This is a genomic window from Acidovorax sp. GW821-FHT09B03 (assembly GCF_059418305.1).
In genome coordinates this window covers 98,853-116,230 of record NZ_JBWKPP010000014.1, presented here as the reverse complement: position 1 = coordinate 116,230, position 17,378 = coordinate 98,853, and the positions used below count along the sequence as shown (strand labels likewise).

Here is a 17,378-nt window from a genome sequence, read left to right as displayed (position 1 = left end):
GAAACCCGGGCCCCGTTCGTCAAGGCAGTTCATCCATCTCCACTGAAGGACTGTTTCTCCATGTACCACGCCGCAGACGACACCCCTCCCCCACCCTCCAGCGCCACCGAGCCGCGCACCTCCTACTTGGAGGAAAAGGCCTTCAAGGCGCGCACCCTTCTGATCTTCGGCACCGTGACCGACGTGACCGCTGCCGATGTCACGCGCCGCCTCATCGCGCTCGATGCCGAGGGGCCCGAGCCCATCGACATCATCGTCAGCTCGCCCGGCGGCCACCTCGAGTCGGGCGATGCCATCCACGACATCGTGCGCTTCATCGCCGCGCCGGTGAACATGATCGGCACCGGCTGGGTCGGCAGCGCCGCCACCCACCTGTACCTGGCGGCCCCGCGCGAGCGGCGCTTTTGCCTGCCCAACACGCGCTTTCTGATCCACCAGCCCAGCGGCGGCGCCGGTGGCCAGGCCACCGACATCGCAGTGCAGGCGCGCGAGATCGTCAAGGCGCGCGAGCGCATCGCCCGCACCATCGCGCGCGAGACCGGCAAGCCGCTCGACGTGGTGCTGGCCGACATCGAACGCGACCACTGGCTCTCGGCCGAGGAAGCGGTGGAGTACGGGCTGGTGTCGCGGGTGATCGAGCGCAAGGCGCAGCTGCACCAGGGCGGATGACGCCGGGCGCCCGCAGGGCGGACGGCCCGCGCTGGCGCCAGGCGACCGCCCCACCGCTTCCCGCAGAAACCTGCGTGCCGATCCATCTTGCGCCCTGGGTCGGCACACGCCCGCCAGGGCCATGGAATGCCCGCATGGCGCCCGGCGGCGCAAGCGGTATGCTTGTCGGGGTTCACACCGGCGCTCCTGCTCCTTCCTTTTACCTGGCGGCTCATCATCCATGGCAACAGATCTATTCGTGGTCATTCTGATCATCGCCGCCCTTGCGGGCTACGGTGCGCTCGGCTGGAAGCTGTACGAGCTCAGGGAGGGATCGAACTTCGTGCGGATGCGCTACGAGCAGCATCTGGCCCAGGTGCGCACCGCCCTTCAGGCCTCCGAGGCCAAGCTGGCGCTGCTCAAGGAGGTGTTCGAGGCCCCCACCGGGGTGGCCGCCCGGGTCGGCGCGCAGCAGGAGCTGGGCGAGGCCATCCGCACCTACGCGCCGCACCTGCCCAGCCGGTACCGGCACACGCTGAGCTCCCTGCAGGCCAATGAAAAGTTCTTTCTCAGCGTGCATAAGGCGATTCCCGATTTCTTTTCGGACACCATCAAGGCGCGCCTGGACAAGCACAAGCCCATGGGCAATGACTTTTTCGCGTCGGAAAAGAACGACCTGCTGGCCGAGGCGGGGGTGCTGCTGCTGCGGGCCAAGGATGTCCTGGAGTCGGCCGACGTAAGCCCCAGCATGGACCCGGGGGCCAAGCACATCATCGCGGCCATCTCCCAGGGCCTGCAGATCGGCACCAAACGCAGCCCCAAGCTGGCCGAGATCATGGAAGCCTGGAACGTGCAGCTGGAGGCCGACGCGGCCTAGGGCCGGGGCGCGCACCCTGGCGCCAGGCCTGCGCCAGAATGCTCCATGCCGCACCTGCCCGACGACCCCAGCGCCCGCGCCGACTGCCTGGCACGCGCGCAGGCCGGTGACACCGCCGCCTTCGACCGGCTGCTGGCCCCACACCGGCGCACCCTGCACACCCACTGCTACCGCCTGCTGGGCTCGCCCTTTGACGCCGACGACGCGCTGCAGGAGACCTTGTTGGCCGCCTGGCGCGGCCTGGCCGGCTTCGAGGCGCGCAGTGCCCTGGGCACCTGGCTGTACCGCATCGCCACCCACGTGTGCCTGCGCATGATCGCGCAGCGCCCGCGGCGCATCACCTCGCCCGACCATGGTGCAGCGCTGCAGTCCACGGCCGAGCTGGGCGAGCCGGTGACCGGGCCGGTATGGCTCGAACCCCTGCCCGATGGGGAATGGGCCAGCGCCACCAGCCACGAAAACCCGGCAAGCACACTGCAACGCCGCGAGCATGTGGCGCTGGCCTTTGTGGCCGCGCTGCAGCACCTGCCCGGCACCCAGCGGGCCGTGCTGCTGCTGCGCGAGGTGCTGGAATATTCGGCCGCAGAAACAGCCGAGCTGCTCGGCACCTCGGTTGCCTCGGTCAACAGCGCGCTGCAGCGTGCGCAGGCCGCGGTGAAGCTGCGCATGCCGGCTGCGCAGCTGCAGCCACCCCCGCCTGCGGCGCCGGGACTCGACGCGCTGCTGGCGCGCTTCGTCGCCGCCTGGGAGCGCCGCGACATCGCCGCCATGGCCAGCCTGCTGGCCGAGGACGCACGCTTCACAATGCCGCCACTGCCCTCCTGGTTCAGCGGCCGCCCCATGGTGCTGGCCTTCTTTGCCGAGCGCGTGTTCCAGACCCCCTGGCGCCTGCAGCCCCTGCACGGCAACGGCCAGCCGGGCTTTGCCTGCTACATGCAACAGGCCGGCGACGACCGCTTTCGCCCCGGCGGCGTGGTGCTGCTGCGCCTGGAGGGTGGACTGATCGGGTCCATCGACAGCTTCATCGACCCGCTGGTCTGCCGCCGTTTTGGCATGCCTGACGAACTGGCTTGAAAAAAGATGCTGCCGGACCGATGAGTTGGCACTCTGGTGTGTCTCCAAAGGAATGACACGCCCCGGATGGTCCGGGCACGTGGTTCACCACGCAAGGAGATCTTCCACATGGCCCGACTCATCGTCAGCATCCTCAGCTCCCTCGACGGCTACTGCGCCGGCCCCGGCGGCGCGCTCACCGGCCTGCCCATGGGTGCCGCGTTCGAAGTCCACAACCTCGAATGCCTGCGCCGCGCCGGCACCCTGCTCTTCGGCGCCACCACCTACCCCATGTTCGAAGGCTACTGGCCCCAGGTGGACCGCGGCCCCGGCAGCGACCCGGTGCAGCGCGAGATCGCTGAGCGCGTGGAGGCCGCCCGCAAGCTGCTGGTCAGCGACCACCTGCGCCTGCGCCCCGATGCCCCCTGGGTCGGCACCACCACCGTGGTGCCCCGCGCACTGGCCCATGCGCACATCCGCCAGCTCAAGGCCACGCCCGGCCCCGACCTGCTGGTCTACGGCAGCCACCTGCTCTACTGCAACCTGCTGGCGCATGGCCTGGTCGACGAACTGCACCTGCTGGTGGCCAATGTGCTGCTGGGAGGGCTGGGTGGGGGTGTGCCCACCTTCGAGCCCGGCCTGGCGCAGCACTGGGCGCTGCGCGGCCAGCGCCGGCTGCCAGGGTCGGACATCGTGGCGCTGCACTACGACTGCCTGCCGCGCTGAACGCGCGGCGCAGGTTCTGCGTATGTCGGCCACTGCCGGGCAGTCGGGGCGAATTCAGTGGGACGGCAGGGACGGCGTGAATGGAACCCCTGGATCGGCGCTCGTGGGCGACTCCCAGGTCGCTGGCGATGAACATCTGTTCAGCTTCGCTGGTTCGCCTTCTTGGGGGATACAGGGCACGGGCGCTACCAGCTAGAGTTGCGCTATCGGCCAGAAGCGATCGTTGCCGCCAACGGTCACATGCGCGCCTCAGCCGAACGGCGGTCGGGGGTTTTGTCGAAATCTGTTATCCCTGTACGTTCATGCGGTACATCGCTCGAAGGCATTGACCATGAAAGACATTCAGGCGTTCTGCCGCCAATGTGATCCCGCAGGCGGTCTACAAAGTCCGCAGAAATGCGGGACACATCAAAGTTGGAGCACAGGTAGCTGATGGTCGATTTTCCAGCGCTGGCGACATCCCGACTCACGTTGCGTGAGATCGTGGAATCGGATGCAGAGAATATCCTTCGAATTCATGGCGACGCCGAGCACATGAGATGGTTCGGATCGGATCCGATTGGCGATCTTGACGGCGCCTCGAAGTTGGTCGCTACGTTTGCCAGTTGGCGCAAAGAGCCGGTTTCCGGTGCACGCTGGGCCGTGGAGTTGAGAGACCAGCCAGGACTGATCGGTACATGCGGCTTGTTTCGCTGGAATCGAAACTGGAGATCCTGCACCATCGGCTACGAAATCGCGCCGGCGCATCAGGGCCGCGGGTACGTGAAAGAAGCTCTCAAAGCAATCATCACCTGGGGTTTCCGAGAGCTGCAGTTGAATCGAATCGAGGCGCAGGTACACCCGGACAACACGGCATCTCTGGCCTTGCTCGAGACGCTCGGGTTTCTGCAAGAGGGGCGGCAGCGGGAAGCTGGGTACTGGGCGGGCCGACACCACGACCTCCTGCAGTACGCTCTGCTCAATGCGCAGTGGAGTACAGCGAATGCGGTCTCACCTTTTGCTGCAGCGGATGGTTTTGCCCACCGCTGAGCTTGCACCTTGAGCGTCTGCTTTCGGACCCGCCCGGTGGCTGCCACAAGCCGACATTGGGAGGTCTGGCAATGCACTTCAAATTTGAGCCCGCCCTGCTAGCGCAGCCGCCGCAGCCAATAGGCCGCAGCCAGCAAAAGTGCCAACCCAATTGCTACGTTGCGCTGCGTTGAACCGGGCGGGCCATCGTAGTGTGCAGTAATCGTGTGTTCGCCAGCAGCCAATCGAACCTGCATTCGGCCATCCGGCAACAACTGCTCTTCGATGGTCGTTGCGGCCAACGCCAAACCGTCCACCTGTACTGACCAGCCTGGCAGGTAGATTTGCTGGATCACCACCACACCCGGATTCGTGCCTGCGAAGCGGTAGTTGAGCGCGTGCGGCGAATGCCCGGGCTGGGGGCGCCCCCGCCAATGCGGTGAGTCACTGGTCATCCAATCCAATGTGGACCGGTTTGAAAACAGGTCAACTCCTAAATTTCCAGTCAAGGCCGCACGGTGTCTCGCCAGTTGTGCTTCACATGTTGGACTGACAGGCGTATGTCGTGCCCTTTCGAGCGGATTTTTGGCGAATCTTGCCGGCAACCACTCCCTGGCGTCCAGAGTAGCCAAATTCGTGTAGGGTCGGGCCAGGCTGGGATAGATCTTGATGCAGTCGAGTTGCGCACCGGCAACGGGCTCGCCTAACACGTCCAGTGCGCGAAAGTCATGGTACTTCCATGCCGACCAGGTCAGCGCCAGCAGTCCGAGCGTCAAGCCCAGCCACCGCAGGACCAGGTGGCGATTGCTGCCTTGCCAAAAGCCAAGCGTACAAACCACCTGTAGCGCGGGCGCAAACACCGCCAGCCGCCAGGGAAACTGCATCAATGAAAAGGGGTAAAGATGCCAGAACCAGCCGCCGGTCGGCAGCATGGCGAGAAAAAGTACAAGGTAGACCAGGCCTGCGGCGCGGATCAAAGGGTGTCCACGACCTTGCCAGGCACCTAACAAAGCCAACGCCACAAAGGGTGCGGCCAGAAATGCCTGGTCGTCAAACAGCAGGTCAGACAGAGAGGAGACGTTGCGCCAGGTCTCCCAGGCGCCGGCCGAAGCGATCTGGGCATTGACCAGAGGCTTGAGTTGCGCAACCGTGAACCAATAGGGCGAGGCCAGTGCCAGTGCCAGCAACAGGGCACCTGCCAGTTCAAAGACGCTGCGCAGTCTGACCGCCAGCGGTGCTTGGTGCTCGGTACCGGCCAGCGTCAGTAGACCCAGCAGAGCGACGACCAATGGCAAAAATAGCACTGCAATCGGGTGGCTATAGAAGCTTGCCGCAAGGACCAGTGTCAGTCCGCTCCAGCACAGCGCCCGTCCCCCCATACCCATTGTTGCGCGCTGTACTGGCGCCAGCAGGCACCAACTCCAGTGCAGCACCCACGGCAACAGTTGAATCACCATCCATTCACTCAAATCACCGCGCACATACAGGTTGAAGTGAACATAGGGCGCCGCCTGAAACAACAGCACAAGGGCCAGAGCGGGGAGGCGGTCCACAAAAGTGCGTGCAAGTCGGTACGCACCAAGCCCGCCAATGAGGCACAGCGTACCCAGTGTCAGCAATTGACGCCATAGCAAGTCGTCAGTCAGTACGGCCAGCAAGCTGTTGAGGAAGAAATAGCCGGGTTGGTAAAAGACGAACTCGGGATAGCCGTATCCTGCATTGAACTCGGGTAGCCAGCGCGGATACCAAATGCCGGCGGCCATTGCCTCCTGAAAGTGACTCGACAACACCGCGTAGCGGAAGTAGTCGTGAACGTCTGGCAGCACCGGGTTCAACAGGTTCGACCAAAGCGGCAGCAAGGACAGTACGGGCAGTGCCGCCCAGACGCCAAGCGTCAGCCAATTCCAACGCCTTGCAGGGGTGACGCCAAACGCGCGGGCACCCGTTTGCATGGCGCCCGCGCCAAGCGTCTGGAACAAGGGCATGCCCGCTGTCAACCGCTGCGTTGCGTGGTGAGGTTTCCTCGACTCCGCGCCACGCGCGAGCCCTGCATTGTGTTCGGCTTCATTCATCGGACTTGATCAAGTGGCTGGGATTTGGGGGTGGCTGCAGTCTTCTGGCTTGCGAGAGCAGCGCAGCCGCGACGCCCGCCCCGCTGCGAACAGCAGCGGGATCGCGAGTGCGCTTGGTACGGGAGCCTGGGCGCGGGGTCAGCGGGGAATGTAGCAGGTGCCCGCGGCAACGGCCGCCGTGACGGCGTTGGCCGTGCTGGCCGCATTGGGGTAGGCCGAAGGGGTGGCCGTGTCCTCAAGCAGGCACAGGTGGTTGCCCCTGCGCACCAGCACCACCGGCATGGTGGGGAAGGTCATGCCATCGCGCACGCCCCAGTAGGCCGAAATGTCGGTGGCGATCTCCTGGCGTGACTGGGTCACCGTGAACCCGCCCACCAACGGGCCTGTCATGGTGGTGCCCACGCCGGTGCACTGCGCATTGCGGTAGCTCACCCCGCCCGCGCCCACATTCACAAAGACGGGCCTGCTCTGCGAGATGCGCCAGCCGTTCTTCAGGCCGATGCCACCCGGCCCCGGAAGGCACTGGTCCTGCTCCCAGAAGCCGGTCACGGAGCCCACAATTGCGCAGCTCACCTGCACCGTGTCCACCGCGGCGGCAGCGACCACGCCCGTGCCATTGCGCACCACGCAGCCTGTCCCCACGGGGGTGGACTTGACCGTGACGGCATAGGCCGCGCCAGCGGCCAGCGGCGTGGGAAAGGTAAAGCCGCCGTCCGCGCTGAGGGGCAAGTCCTGGCCCCCGCTGGTCAGCACCACGATCACCCCGGCCGGAATGCCGCCGATGGTGCCGCCCAGCGTGTTGCGGTCGCCTGGCAGTTGCACGCATTCGACCTGCACCAAGGGGGTGTTGGCGGCCAGTGTGCCCGCGCCCAGCGCCACGGTGCACCGCTGGCCGGTGGGCTGGGTCTTGACTGTGACGGCATAGCTGCTGCCCAGTGGCCAGCTGGCCGCCGTGCGCACGACGCCGTTGGCGCCCACGGTGAAGTCATCCGCCCCGTTGTTCTGCAACACCACGCTCTGGCCCGCTGCCAGCCCGGTGACCGACACGCCCAGCGTCTGGTAGGTCGGGGCAGGCGCAGGTGCCGGGTCGTCACCGCCCCCCCACCGCAGCCGCCCAGCAGGGCGGCTGTGAGGCCCAGGCTCAGGCCCAGGGGTGCGATGCGCCGCACAGCACGGGTTGACCACAGTGGCATGGGACGGGGCGCAGCGCGCGGCGCCAGGGATGGAACGGACATGCAAGGCATCCTCTCGATGCGGTAGAGGCTCACAGTGCATGGCATGCCCCGGCTCCACCTGGTTGGTGTTGCGAGCCAGTGTGCAGGCGAATGGCTTTCACAGCGCGTGACGCCGGTCACCACCTTGGCCAGAGCCCGGCGTTCCACCGCATGCCGCGGCAAGGCCCGTTCATCGACCGCGCGCGAAATGCAGCCGTCCCACTGCAGTGGCCCGCCGTGGGGACGGACGCCAGTGGGTGCACCACTGGTCGCCTTGCGCGTCGGCTCGCTACGAGCGGCGATGGACAGATCAGGCGGTTCAGGCCAAGTTGCCGGCGGGCACGCCAATGGTGACCGTACTCCGAAAGCGTTTGCCAAACTCGATCATGGGTTGCTCCACGGTGGAATACAGCCCGATGCTCAGCAGCAGGGTGGCAACAATGACGGCGAGGTGGGCATCCGCACCGGTCCATTGCAGATTGACATAGACCACAACCATCACCTTTGCGTGGACGAGGTACAGCGAGTAGGAGATCTTGCCGATGTAGCGCACCAGCGCGTCCTGAACAGGCGGCAGCCTGAGCAACAGGATGAACACGCCGGCCAAGCCCACCGCGGCGAGTGGCTGCGGCGCAAAGCCAACGAACCCCTGCCACGGTGACCACAGCACGACAAGCAGCAGCGTTACAGGCCACAGGATGCCGCTGGGAATACGCCAGAGCACCCGCTCGTACCGGTAGATCACCGTGCCCAGCACGAAGAAGTACAGATAGCCCACGATGTTGGACTTGATCAGCGCGAGCTGTAGCGCCGGTGAGAACTCCACGCCGACGCTACGTGCTTGGCCAAGGTACAGGAAGTCCAGCACTCCGGCGTCGGCAGCCTTGATCCAGCCGACGGACAGCAGCGTGGTGAAGGCCAGCGCAGCGAGCCAGAAATGCCGCCAGCGCACACGGTGTGCCACCACAGCCAAAACGACCACGATGCCATACCAGAAGAGCTCCACCGTGAGTGTCCACCCGACATGCACACGATCGAAAAACAGGCTACTCAGCACGGACAGTTGCTGCAGGTTCAGCAGGTTCAACAGGAAATGCGGGTACTCATTGAACATCAACTGGCGGAACTCCGGCACCGCCGTCATCTCGATGAGCACGATGCTCCCAAGGACAACCCAGTACACGGGGAAAATGCGAAAGAACCGTGCCTTGGCATAGTCGCCCAGGCTGTTGCGCTCGGCGCTCTTGATGATGAGGTAGCCAGAGATCACGAAGAACAGCTGCACGCCAATACCACCGCCATGGCGACCGAACAGCGGCACCGGAATGCCGGAGTAAATCGAGAAGTGGTGCAGGGCAACCGAAAGGATGGCGCAGGCGCGCAGGACGTCGATGTTGTTGTCGTGTTTTACCAATTGGAGTGCTCTTCAATGCATGAAGAATTCATGCCCAAAGGGGGTGTCTTCTTCGAGCCAACGAGGTGTGCGAACGTCCGGCTCTGGCCGATTGCCGCCATGGCAGCAGTGGACCGGTGTGGGCCCGAAGCGCAGCAGGTCTCTCTGGATAGCAGACGTTCAACTACGGCGTCCGCGGGCAGGCACCAGCCGGGCAGGGTGCGCCGGCAGCCGGCCAGCGCACGCCGGGCCGCCCCCCCGGCCGGCCTGTCCCCGGTGCCTCAGTTGGGCACCTTCTTGAAGCACCCTACCGCCTTGATGGCCTCGTCCGTGTCCTGCTCCACGCTGGCGATGGTTGGGTAGTCCTTGACGGGGGCGGGCTGGTTGAACGGCTTGCGCGGCAGCTGGCACAGGTAGGGGCCTTTGCGCGCCCACACCACGCGCCGGCTGCCGGTGCTGTTGGTCTGCGTGCCCCAGAAGGCGGTGAGCGAGCCGCTGGTCTCCTGGCGGTCGAAAACAAGGCTTTCCGCCGGCTGGCCGGCCAGCGCATCGCCGCCGGAGTTGCAGAACGAGAAATACCTGGTCACCGAGCCCTGGGTAACGATGAAACGCAACTCTCCTTCACGCACAATGTTCAAATACTCTCGCGTGGTGAGGTCGAAGCCCTGGAAGCAAGACTCGGCAGCCCAGGCGCCCTCGGGCGCAGCCTGGGGCAGGCCGGTGCAGGTGACCTGCACCGAGCGCACGTCGCTGCTGCCCACCGTGCCGCTGGCGTTGGCCACGCTGCAGGTCTGGCCGGCCGGCTGCGTCTGCACCTGCACCGCGTAGGGGGCGCCGCTGGCGACCGCCGTGTTGAAGAGAAAGCGCCCCTCAGCGGTGACGGTCAGGTTGTCGCCCTGGTTGTTCTGCAGCACCAACGGGCTGCGCGGCACCAGGCCCGTGACCACGCCGCTCAGGTTGCGGGTGCCGGCGGGCAGGCTCGCGCAGCTCACGGACACGTCGGTCATGTTGGCTTGGCTCACGAGGCGCGTTGGCTGCGTCACGCTGCAGCGCTGGCCTTCGGGGTGCGAGGCCACGGTGACGACTGCAATGCTGGACCTCTCGAAGCGGCGCCCCATCACGAAGCTGCCGTTGGCGGCAACGGTCAGGTCGTCTGCGCCCTGCACCTGCAGTACCAGGTTGCGCCCCTCGCCCAGGCCTGCGACGGTACCTCCCACGGTGTAGCCGGTGGCGGGCGGCGTGACGGGCGGCGGGGTCACCGGCTCCGCATCGCCATCACCGCCACCGCATGCCACCAACAGCAACAGCGGCAGTGCCGCCAGCGCCAGGCGGGCCGCAGGTGCACGGCCACTGCGGGGGTGCTGTTGACGCTGGCGCGGGGCGCGCGAAGGGCTGGACATTGGGGGGGCGGTTGTGGTCGTCACTGGCATGGTCGAAACCCTCTCGGTTCAAATGATAAAAAAGACAGCCCACCTGTGCAGCGCGCGCAGCAGTGCGGCGGTGCAGTGCGGTCCGCACGCAAGGGTGGGGCTGTACCGATCTTTGTCGAAGAAAGGGGATTCGTCGGTGTCGGGTGTCACAAGATGGTGCGCCCACCCATTTGGGTGAGGCTGGGCGATGGACGGGCCAGGCCCGCGCGGCGGCCGTGGTGCGTGCGATCTCTGGACGACTTTTTTTCGGGGCCGCCCTCTGCACTGCCCCGCGGGGGTGGACAGCAGGTGAACCTTCGCTTCCGGCCAGAAGCAGCCTTTGGTGGCAAATTAAAGCGGACGTTCAACGGGAACATGAGTCGCAGGATGTCGGTCTTGACCGTTTTGTTGGGCCTCACCATGCCGCTCCAAACAACGCAGTCTTCGAGTGACTGCACTGAAGAGTGTTGCGGCTGAGCCTTCCGTCAACGACTCCCAAAATGCACATACACCCGTCACTGATTTTGACGGTCGCATCGTTTGCGGCCGAGTGCATGGACAAATTGCTTTGCGTCACGATGGCTTGTACTTGGGACATCTCCATGCCGTCAGCAAACTGTGCACAGGTTAGGACCATCCGCTCAGAAGGTCTTGGACGAAGACTCGGAAAGAAGTCTTCCAAGACCGCATACGAGAAGCCAACGACCAGGAGCGCCAAGACTCCGTGCAGCCACCATTTTTGCAAGAACTTCACTGTGAGGTCCAACGTTTAACATGTGAGGCGGCGCCCGGCTTGCCGGGTGACATCCTCTCAATGGAAGGATTAGGCGTCGGCTTTCGATAGAACATAGGCAATGCGCTGCTTGTCGAAGGCGATCCAAGACGTCCTTCCTTGAAGCATGGCTCCTTGAAGCTCGGCGAGCTTTAGCGTCATCTTCAGGAAATCGACCCACGGCATTCCGACATAGCCATCCTTCAGTGAAGGGTGCGACGGTAGCGTCGCGGCTGAAGACCAAGTTCCGTTACTTGGAATGGTGACGCTCTTCATCACAAGCCGATCGCTGGCTTGAGTTGTGTATGAAACGCCGGGCTTGGCAAAGGAAGGGATTGACGTGGGATCGATTCCGGCAAAAACGTCCCGACCAACCATCATCGTGTATAGAAGATGGAAATCGGAATCACGTTGGTGTTCTGCAATGTCAAAGATTAACTGCTCGAGATCGCGCGGATCTTTCTTCCCCGTCTTTCTTAGAAATGCAAACACGCGTATCTCCGGCGCCTAACCCACTAAGCCGCAGGCCATATCTGGCGCTTGCGGTTTAAGTGGGCACGTAGACAACGCTGCAAGTGGCCTGAAACCTAGCTTTACGGCATGTTTTCTGCATAAAAGTACAGTACTAAATTCAGTCATGCCCCCCGCTCCTCCTGTATTGCGCACCACACGGTTTGCTGGGTCAGGTCCCGCGAGTGCATTCGTTAAAAACACTATAGCTTGCACGGAGTTGGGCCGCTACATGGTCTGTAGCTCATTGGATGACCGCTTTGCGCACATTAGCTGAAAGACTGCTTCGGGCCCGTAGCAGTCGGTCGATAACATCGGATGCAACACCTGCTAGCGGTCGTTAGCTGAGAAACCATTTGCACGGATCTCCATAGCGTTGCCAACAAGATATTTGCGGCCGTCTTCCTCTGCTCGCTGCAAGTAGTCATTCAGCTTTGACGAAGCTGTATCTTTTAATGCCCATAGCGCAGCGATGCGCTGGTACTCATGGCCAGTCTGCCAAGCGCGCTCTGCAAACGATTCAGTCAAGGCGGACTTCAATTGGCTCAGTGCAAGGAGGGCGCGTCGGCTTACGTACTCGACGTCGTCTTGCACAAACCTGATCAGTAGCGCTTCCGCCTCCCGCTTGTGCTCGTGTAGCTCTCCCAACTTTGCTGCTATCTGCCACTTGGCATCAATCTCAACTGAATGGATGGCTCGAGCGGCAAGGGTTAAAAGCGCGTCGCTTCTACCCAAAAATTGATCGGCAATGTCTTCAATTTCGTTATCGCGTGCTAGCGCATAAAGGAAATCGTCTGTCACGGCGTTGCCCCAGTTCACCGCGGGTACTGTTTCAATCAAGTATTTGGCAGCGGCCCTGAAGCGTTGCCAGTCCGGGTAATCACACTCCCATTCACCTGACCTCGCATCAAGGGGAATTACCGTCGCCCACTGCTTAAAGCGCATGACCTCATCGTGAAGGAATGATGTAGCGTCCATGGTGCGGATTGGCGATTACAAGGAGCGAGTAGCCTACCCTAAAGCGGCCACTCGCCATCGTCCGGTTGTGGCCGACAGCGGAAGTCTAGGGCCAGTTGACACTGATTTCGGGGTCGCGAAGGCCCTAGCCCGCTCGCCAGCTTTCCCTTGAGACGCTTTGGTCAGCCAATTGCGGACCTCGGCTCGCAGAGCCTATTCCTGTGTCCACGGCGCCGAGGCCGCATGCACGCACCGCGGCCCGGCGGGCTGCACCCTTGAGTGGACCTCGTCGTCAATGGATCGTCCCCGGCCAGTTCCTGGCGCCGTGCATATGCTTCGCTTCGCTGACCAGCGTTTTTGGGTGATACGGCGCGCTGGGGGCGCCAGCTAGACTTCCGCAATCGGCCTGGCGCGGAGCCAGCCCGGGCTCGACGAGTGACTGCATCCGCTGCTGCATTGCAGTCCCTGCGTCAGGAGTTATGCAGGAATTCGTTCACGAGTCTTGCGATCTCCGCCGGAGCATCTTCCAGGCTGTAGTGACCAGCGCCCGGCAACCGGTAGATCTGTGCCATAGGAAAGAGCTCCGTAAACAACGGCAGGAAGTGTGTCGCTGCGAGCGTACGATCAGCATCGCCCCAGATGGCCAATGCCGGCTTGGCGCTCAGCGCGAGCCTTGCCGTGACGTCTGGCGACTCGAAGCGGTGCATGCCGGTAGCAAAACCCCCGGCCCATCCAATCGCGCCCAGGCAATCCTCGGGTGCCTTGAAGCGTCCGCCATAGGCCCGCAGCCAAGCGTCGCTGATCACCGCGTGGTTCTCGAAGCCGTTGAGCTTCAGTGTGCTGAGCATATTGAATCCCAGCTCGCCTAATACGCGCTCCAGGCGTCCCTCCGCGTGAGCCTGCGCTATCCACTGGAACCACGGCGAAGACTGCGCGTTGGCGGCCAGTCGACCCCCAAGGCTGGCCTGGCCGAACGGCGTCGGGCCGTTGATGGAGATGACGCGCCGGATGCGATCGAGATGCCGCGCAGCAAAGCCCATGCCCACCGGCCCTCCGAAATCATGCATCACCAGTGTGATGTGCCTGAGGTCCATCCCCAGGACGAAGCGTTCCAGGTTGTCGATGTGATCCTGCAGCCAGTAGCTGCGGTCAGGCGGCGTCGCGCTCTTGCCGAAGCCCATGTGGTCGGGCACTACCACGCGGTGCGTGCCGCTCAGTGCGTTGATCAGGTGCCGAAACAGGTAGCCCCAGGTGGGCTCGCCGTGTAGGCACAGCACAACGTCGGCGTGAGGTTCGCCTTCGTCGACGTAGTGCATTCGGAAACCCGGCGCTTCGCTGAAGCGTGGGGCAAAAAGAAAAGTTCCATCGAAGGTGTCGTCAAAGGCGTGCATGGGAATCCGATGTTGTACCGACTGACGCAAAACGCAGCCAGAAAGTTTGGTTGCAAAATGAAACCATGCGTTTGTACTTGATTTGGTCTTATGATGCAACCGTGCAGCATTTTTGTTCTGCGATGACAGTCAAGCTGTACTGGTCGAACCGATAACGAATCATGGTCAAACGCACAAGCCACAGAGACGCGGGGTGCGCGCTGGCGCGCCCTCTTGATGCGATCGGCGACGGATGGTCGCTCCTGATCGTGCGAGATGCCTTCGACGGGCTGCGCCGTTTCAGCGAGTTTCAGCGCAGCCTCGGACTGGCTCGGAACATCCTGACGACGAGGCTTCGCAATCTCGTGGACCACGGCATCCTGCAAATGGTTGCCGCGGCTGATGGCGGAGCCCATCGTGAGTACGCCCTGACGGAAAAGGGGCGCGGGCTCTTCCCTTTGATGGTGGCGCTGCGTCAATGGGGCGAGGACTACTTCTTCGAAGGCGACCGGCCAGGCGCGATGCTTGTTGACCGAAAAAGTGGCCAAGCGCTGCGGCGACTGGAGGTCCTGGCACAGGATGGCCGCCCCCTCAGTGCCGATGACACGGTGACCAGGGCCGAGGATTGATTTGGCCGGGCTTGCGGCGCGACGGCTGCTCTGCAGCGCCAGCTGCCGCTCGACTCCGACAGCTCCCAGTGTCGGGTTTCAGGCAGCCATTTCGGCAGGGGGAGTGACTGCGGTGGGTCGATGGCCGCCGTTGGCCGAGCCCGACGCGATTGGCAGCTCACAGCCTGGTGCGGTCGTCGACTATCGTGCTCACAGGGGACTCCAAAATCTACGTCAGTTCACTCCGCTCGCCGCAGATTGGGCAAATGACCAGCTTGGCATATCCGGTCAACGTGTGTCCGCAGTGTCCGCCTTCTTAAGAAGGCTCCGGATCGTCTTACATCCGCGCTTTGGGATCGACGGATGGTGCGATCAGCAGGACTTTCCCACTGACTGGGCGCCGGAAGGTTTGCGCCTCTATGAAAGCGATGAAGTCGAGCCAAGCGATATCGGGCTTCCTGCCACTCAGGCCGGCTGACACTTGCAACTCGCAATTCCAGCGCACGCGCGAGGATCTGCACGAACTCATCCTCCGGAACCTGGACAAGGGCGTCAACGAGTGAATTGGTTCGCATTGAATGTCCGCTTCTGGCCGGCAGCAAAAGTCTAGCCCACCGCCTCAATCAGCATCAATGCAGCCGGCCGTTTACTGCCGCCTGCTTGCAGTGCCGAACCCTGTTTCTACAGTGCCGACCCCAATGTCCGGCAGAGCCGAAATAATGCGCAGGCTCCCGGCCATGGGTCGCGTCAATGCCGCCCCAGGGAGGCAGAAGGCGGCTCCCCGAACCGCGCGCGGTAGCTGGCCGCAAACATGCCCAGGTGGGCTTAGCCCCAGGCCTCGGCCACATCGCGCACCCTCGTGTGCCCTCGGGGGCGGCCAGCAGTTCCGCACGGACACCATGGAGCCGGGCTTCCCGCACCGTCTGCATGGGCGTGCACTGGCGGTACTCGCGAAAGGCGGCGTTCAAGGTGCGCACGCTGACGCCGGCGCAGCGCGCCAGCTCGCTCAGGGTCGGCGCCCGTCAGGCGTGGCGAAAGTGAAAGCACAGCGGGCGGCCGGCCATGAGCGGGGCCACCCGCTCCGCCGGGTCGGCATGGAACTGCGGCCCCCGGCCCCAGCCCGCGAACACCTCCACCACACACACCCCATCGACCTCGCCTGACAGCCGGTTGTGGGTGGATGAGAACTGCAGGAATTTCGACGCCTGGATGCGCTCCACCAGGTCTGCCAGGGTGGCCTCTTCGTGCAGGGCGTACACGGCCTCCAGCGGGCCTGCCTGGTCATCGGCGGAACAGCACGCCTGCCGGGCCACCGTGACCTGCAGGGCCGCGCCAGCGAGCTCAGGCCTGACCAGCCGCTTCATTGCAGAAAAGCGCAATCTTGTTCCCCACCGGGTCGCGGACATAGGCGACAAAGAAGTTCTTGCTGTACGCGGCGCGAAAGCCGGGCGGGCCCTCGTCGCTGCCGCCGGCAGCGATCGCCGCCGCATAGACCTGGCGCACGCTGTCGTGCGAGCCGGTGCGAAATGCCACCATCGACCCGTTGCCCACGGTCGCAGGCTGGCCATCGAACGGCGGCTTGACATAGACCACGCAAGGGCCGCTGCCACCGGCCTGGGGCGGCAGCGTGAACTCCAGGCCTTCGGGATCGACCCGCTTGCGGTAGCCCAAGGGCAACAACAGAGCGGTGTAGAAGCGCTCGGATGCCTGCATGTCATTGGCGCCCAGGGTGATGTAGCTCAGCATGGCGGTGGGAGTCTCCGGTAGGGTCGAGAGGATACGGATGGGTGCACAACAGGCCTGCGCACGCGCGCAGGGTACATTCACTCCAGCGGAAAGCGCTCGCGCCAGAACGCCTGCAGCCGCGGCTCATTGTCCACGCGCCGCACCACAGGCGCCATGCGCGGCGCCGCAGCATAAAAGCGCTCGCGCCAGGGGCCAAAACGTGACACGACGGTGACATACAGGTCCAGCACTGTCAATTCTTCGCCCAGCAGGTAGGTGCCACCAGGGCTCAGTTGGCCGTCCATGTGGGCCCAGCAGAAGGCGATGCGCTCGTGCACGGCTTGGACCACGTCGTCACGCGCCGATTCGGGCGCACCGATGCGGCCCACGTCCGGCTTGATCCAGTGCAGTGAATAAATGGCAGATGAGACGTACACCATCCACCGCAGGTACTGGCTGCGCCGCGGGTCTGCCACGGCGGGGGCCAGACGCGCATGGGGATGCAAATCGGCCAGGTGGATCAGGATGGCCGCGCTTTCGGTCATGACCTCGCCGCCGGGCAGCACTACGGTGGGAATCTGCCGCAACGCGTTCACCGGCGCCACGCGCTCGCGCGCGGCACTATTGGCCCAGGTCGCGCCATCGACCAGGTCGTATGAAATGCCCAGCAGGGTCAGCGCGGCCTCCACCGCGATCGAGCCGGAGGCGGGCGCGCCATACAGGGTCCAGGGGGTTTCGGTGGATGCCATGGCGGATTCATAGCACAAAGCCCACATCACCCATTTGGGGGCTCTTCAGCAGCACCCTGCACTCCTAGAATCGTAAGCAAAAGAAAGAGCGGGAAACCTGGGAGAAGAAGCGCAGGCGTCCGCGGGCTGGCAGGCAACTGCCGGCCCGCCGGCCGCAGTAACGTGACAGCGATGGCACGGCACCGGGCGCAGCAATAAAAAAATACATCAAATCCACTGGCAGCCATGCCGGTGGATTTTTTTCTTTGGGGCGCGGCAAACCCATCGGCCTCTTCATCCACCGGCGG

16 protein-coding genes are annotated in these 17,378 nt (G+C 63.9%); 6 read left to right on the top strand and 10 right to left on the bottom strand.

What is annotated here, in order from left to right:
* Positions 1-60 precede the first annotated feature (60 nt).
* The 5 genes from AC07PA_RS22520 (at position 61) to AC07PA_RS22500 (ending at position 4,333) form a co-directional block, all read left to right on the top strand.
* Complete coding sequence (locus AC07PA_RS22520) at positions 61-669, top strand: ATP-dependent Clp protease proteolytic subunit (protein ID WP_007848369.1); 609 nt, start codon at positions 61-63, stop codon at positions 667-669.
* A 220-nt stretch (positions 670-889) separates the two neighbouring features.
* A complete protein-coding gene (locus AC07PA_RS22515) occupies positions 890-1,525 on the top strand; it encodes a hypothetical protein (RefSeq protein WP_007848367.1) in 636 nt (211 codons plus the stop codon).
* A 45-nt stretch (positions 1,526-1,570) separates the two neighbouring features.
* Positions 1,571-2,599 carry an RNA polymerase subunit sigma-70 gene (locus tag AC07PA_RS22510; RefSeq protein WP_494606394.1) on the top strand — a complete coding sequence of 343 codons (1,029 nt, stop codon included), beginning with the start codon at positions 1,571-1,573 and terminating at the stop codon, positions 2,597-2,599.
* Positions 2,600-2,707: 108 nt separating this feature from the next.
* Positions 2,708-3,304 carry a dihydrofolate reductase family protein gene (locus tag AC07PA_RS22505; RefSeq protein ID WP_494606396.1) on the top strand — a complete coding sequence of 199 codons (597 nt, stop codon included), beginning with the start codon at positions 2,708-2,710 and terminating at the stop codon, positions 3,302-3,304.
* 432 nt (positions 3,305-3,736) lie between these two features.
* Positions 3,737-4,333, top strand: a complete 597-nt coding sequence (locus AC07PA_RS22500) for a GNAT family N-acetyltransferase (RefSeq protein ID WP_494606398.1) — start codon at positions 3,737-3,739, stop codon at positions 4,331-4,333.
* Between the two features lie 98 nt (positions 4,334-4,431).
* Here AC07PA_RS22500 and AC07PA_RS22495 read toward each other — a convergent pair whose 3' ends face one another.
* From AC07PA_RS22495 to AC07PA_RS22465, 7 genes are all read right to left on the bottom strand, one after another.
* A complete protein-coding gene (locus AC07PA_RS22495) occupies positions 4,432-6,384 on the bottom strand; it encodes a putative glycosyltransferase family protein (protein ID WP_494606400.1) in 1,953 nt (650 codons plus the stop codon).
* 138 nt (positions 6,385-6,522) lie between these two features.
* Positions 6,523-7,431 (bottom strand): hypothetical protein, encoded by a 909-nt coding sequence (locus AC07PA_RS22490; RefSeq protein ID WP_007848360.1) that lies wholly within the window; start codon positions 7,429-7,431, stop codon positions 6,523-6,525.
* Between the two features lie 486 nt (positions 7,432-7,917).
* On the bottom strand, positions 7,918-9,012 hold the full coding sequence (locus AC07PA_RS22485; RefSeq protein ID WP_494606402.1) for an acyltransferase family protein: 1,095 nt from the start codon (positions 9,010-9,012) through the stop codon (positions 7,918-7,920).
* A gap of 260 nt (positions 9,013-9,272) precedes the next feature.
* Complete coding sequence (locus AC07PA_RS22480; RefSeq protein WP_494606404.1) at positions 9,273-10,391, bottom strand: hypothetical protein; 1,119 nt, start codon at positions 10,389-10,391, stop codon at positions 9,273-9,275.
* Positions 10,392-11,223: 832 nt separating this feature from the next.
* Positions 11,224-11,664, bottom strand: a complete 441-nt coding sequence (locus AC07PA_RS22475) for a hypothetical protein (protein WP_494606406.1) — start codon at positions 11,662-11,664, stop codon at positions 11,224-11,226.
* Positions 11,665-12,012: 348 nt separating this feature from the next.
* Positions 12,013-12,660 carry a HEAT repeat domain-containing protein gene (locus AC07PA_RS22470; RefSeq protein ID WP_494606408.1) on the bottom strand — a complete coding sequence of 216 codons (648 nt, stop codon included), beginning with the start codon at positions 12,658-12,660 and terminating at the stop codon, positions 12,013-12,015.
* 449 nt (positions 12,661-13,109) lie between these two features.
* A complete protein-coding gene (locus AC07PA_RS22465; RefSeq protein ID WP_494606409.1) occupies positions 13,110-14,030 on the bottom strand; it encodes an alpha/beta fold hydrolase in 921 nt (306 codons plus the stop codon).
* 161 nt (positions 14,031-14,191) lie between these two features.
* On the opposite strand from AC07PA_RS22465, the gene AC07PA_RS22460 reads away from it, so the two are divergent.
* Positions 14,192-14,638, top strand: a complete 447-nt coding sequence (locus AC07PA_RS22460) for a winged helix-turn-helix transcriptional regulator (protein ID WP_494606410.1) — start codon at positions 14,192-14,194, stop codon at positions 14,636-14,638.
* A gap of 1,001 nt (positions 14,639-15,639) precedes the next feature.
* On the opposite strand, the gene AC07PA_RS22455 is transcribed toward AC07PA_RS22460, so the two are convergent.
* From AC07PA_RS22455 to AC07PA_RS22445, 3 genes are all read right to left on the bottom strand, one after another.
* Positions 15,640-15,981 (bottom strand): hypothetical protein, encoded by a 342-nt coding sequence (locus AC07PA_RS22455; protein WP_494606412.1) that lies wholly within the window; start codon positions 15,979-15,981, stop codon positions 15,640-15,642.
* Positions 15,959-16,363, bottom strand: coding sequence for a VOC family protein (locus tag AC07PA_RS22450; protein ID WP_494606414.1), 405 nt, complete (start codon positions 16,361-16,363; stop codon positions 15,959-15,961). The genes AC07PA_RS22455 and AC07PA_RS22450 overlap by 23 nt, the downstream gene beginning before the upstream one ends.
* A 77-nt stretch (positions 16,364-16,440) precedes the next feature.
* The gene (locus tag AC07PA_RS22445) at positions 16,441-17,091 is read right to left on the bottom strand and encodes a glutathione S-transferase family protein (protein ID WP_494606416.1); all 651 of its coding nucleotides are present in this window, start codon (positions 17,089-17,091) and stop codon (positions 16,441-16,443) included.
* Positions 17,092-17,378 lie beyond the last annotated feature (287 nt).

Excerpts from the sequence above, each read along its gene's own strand:
- AC07PA_RS22520 (WP_007848369.1), top strand. The coding sequence starts at position 61 with ATGTACCACGCCGCAGACGACACCCCTCCCCCACCCTCCAGCGCCACC.
- AC07PA_RS22515 (WP_007848367.1), top strand. The coding sequence starts at position 890 with ATGGCAACAGATCTATTCGTGGTCATTCTGATCATCGCCGCCCTTGCG.
- AC07PA_RS22510 (WP_494606394.1), top strand. The coding sequence starts at position 1,571 with ATGCCGCACCTGCCCGACGACCCCAGCGCCCGCGCCGACTGCCTGGCA.
- AC07PA_RS22505 (WP_494606396.1), top strand. The coding sequence starts at position 2,708 with ATGGCCCGACTCATCGTCAGCATCCTCAGCTCCCTCGACGGCTACTGC.
- AC07PA_RS22500 (WP_494606398.1), top strand. The coding sequence starts at position 3,737 with ATGGTCGATTTTCCAGCGCTGGCGACATCCCGACTCACGTTGCGTGAG.
- AC07PA_RS22495 (WP_494606400.1), bottom strand. The coding sequence starts at position 6,384 with ATGAATGAAGCCGAACACAATGCAGGGCTCGCGCGTGGCGCGGAGTCG.
- AC07PA_RS22480 (WP_494606404.1), bottom strand. The coding sequence starts at position 10,391 with ATGTCCAGCCCTTCGCGCGCCCCGCGCCAGCGTCAACAGCACCCCCGC.
- AC07PA_RS22470 (WP_494606408.1), bottom strand. The coding sequence starts at position 12,660 with ATGGACGCTACATCATTCCTTCACGATGAGGTCATGCGCTTTAAGCAG.
- AC07PA_RS22465 (WP_494606409.1), bottom strand. The coding sequence starts at position 14,030 with ATGCACGCCTTTGACGACACCTTCGATGGAACTTTTCTTTTTGCCCCA.
- AC07PA_RS22460 (WP_494606410.1), top strand. The coding sequence starts at position 14,192 with ATGGTCAAACGCACAAGCCACAGAGACGCGGGGTGCGCGCTGGCGCGC.
- AC07PA_RS22455 (WP_494606412.1), bottom strand. The coding sequence starts at position 15,981 with ATGAAGCGGCTGGTCAGGCCTGAGCTCGCTGGCGCGGCCCTGCAGGTC.
- AC07PA_RS22450 (WP_494606414.1), bottom strand. The coding sequence starts at position 16,363 with ATGCTGAGCTACATCACCCTGGGCGCCAATGACATGCAGGCATCCGAG.
- AC07PA_RS22445 (WP_494606416.1), bottom strand. The coding sequence starts at position 17,091 with ATGGCATCCACCGAAACCCCCTGGACCCTGTATGGCGCGCCCGCCTCC.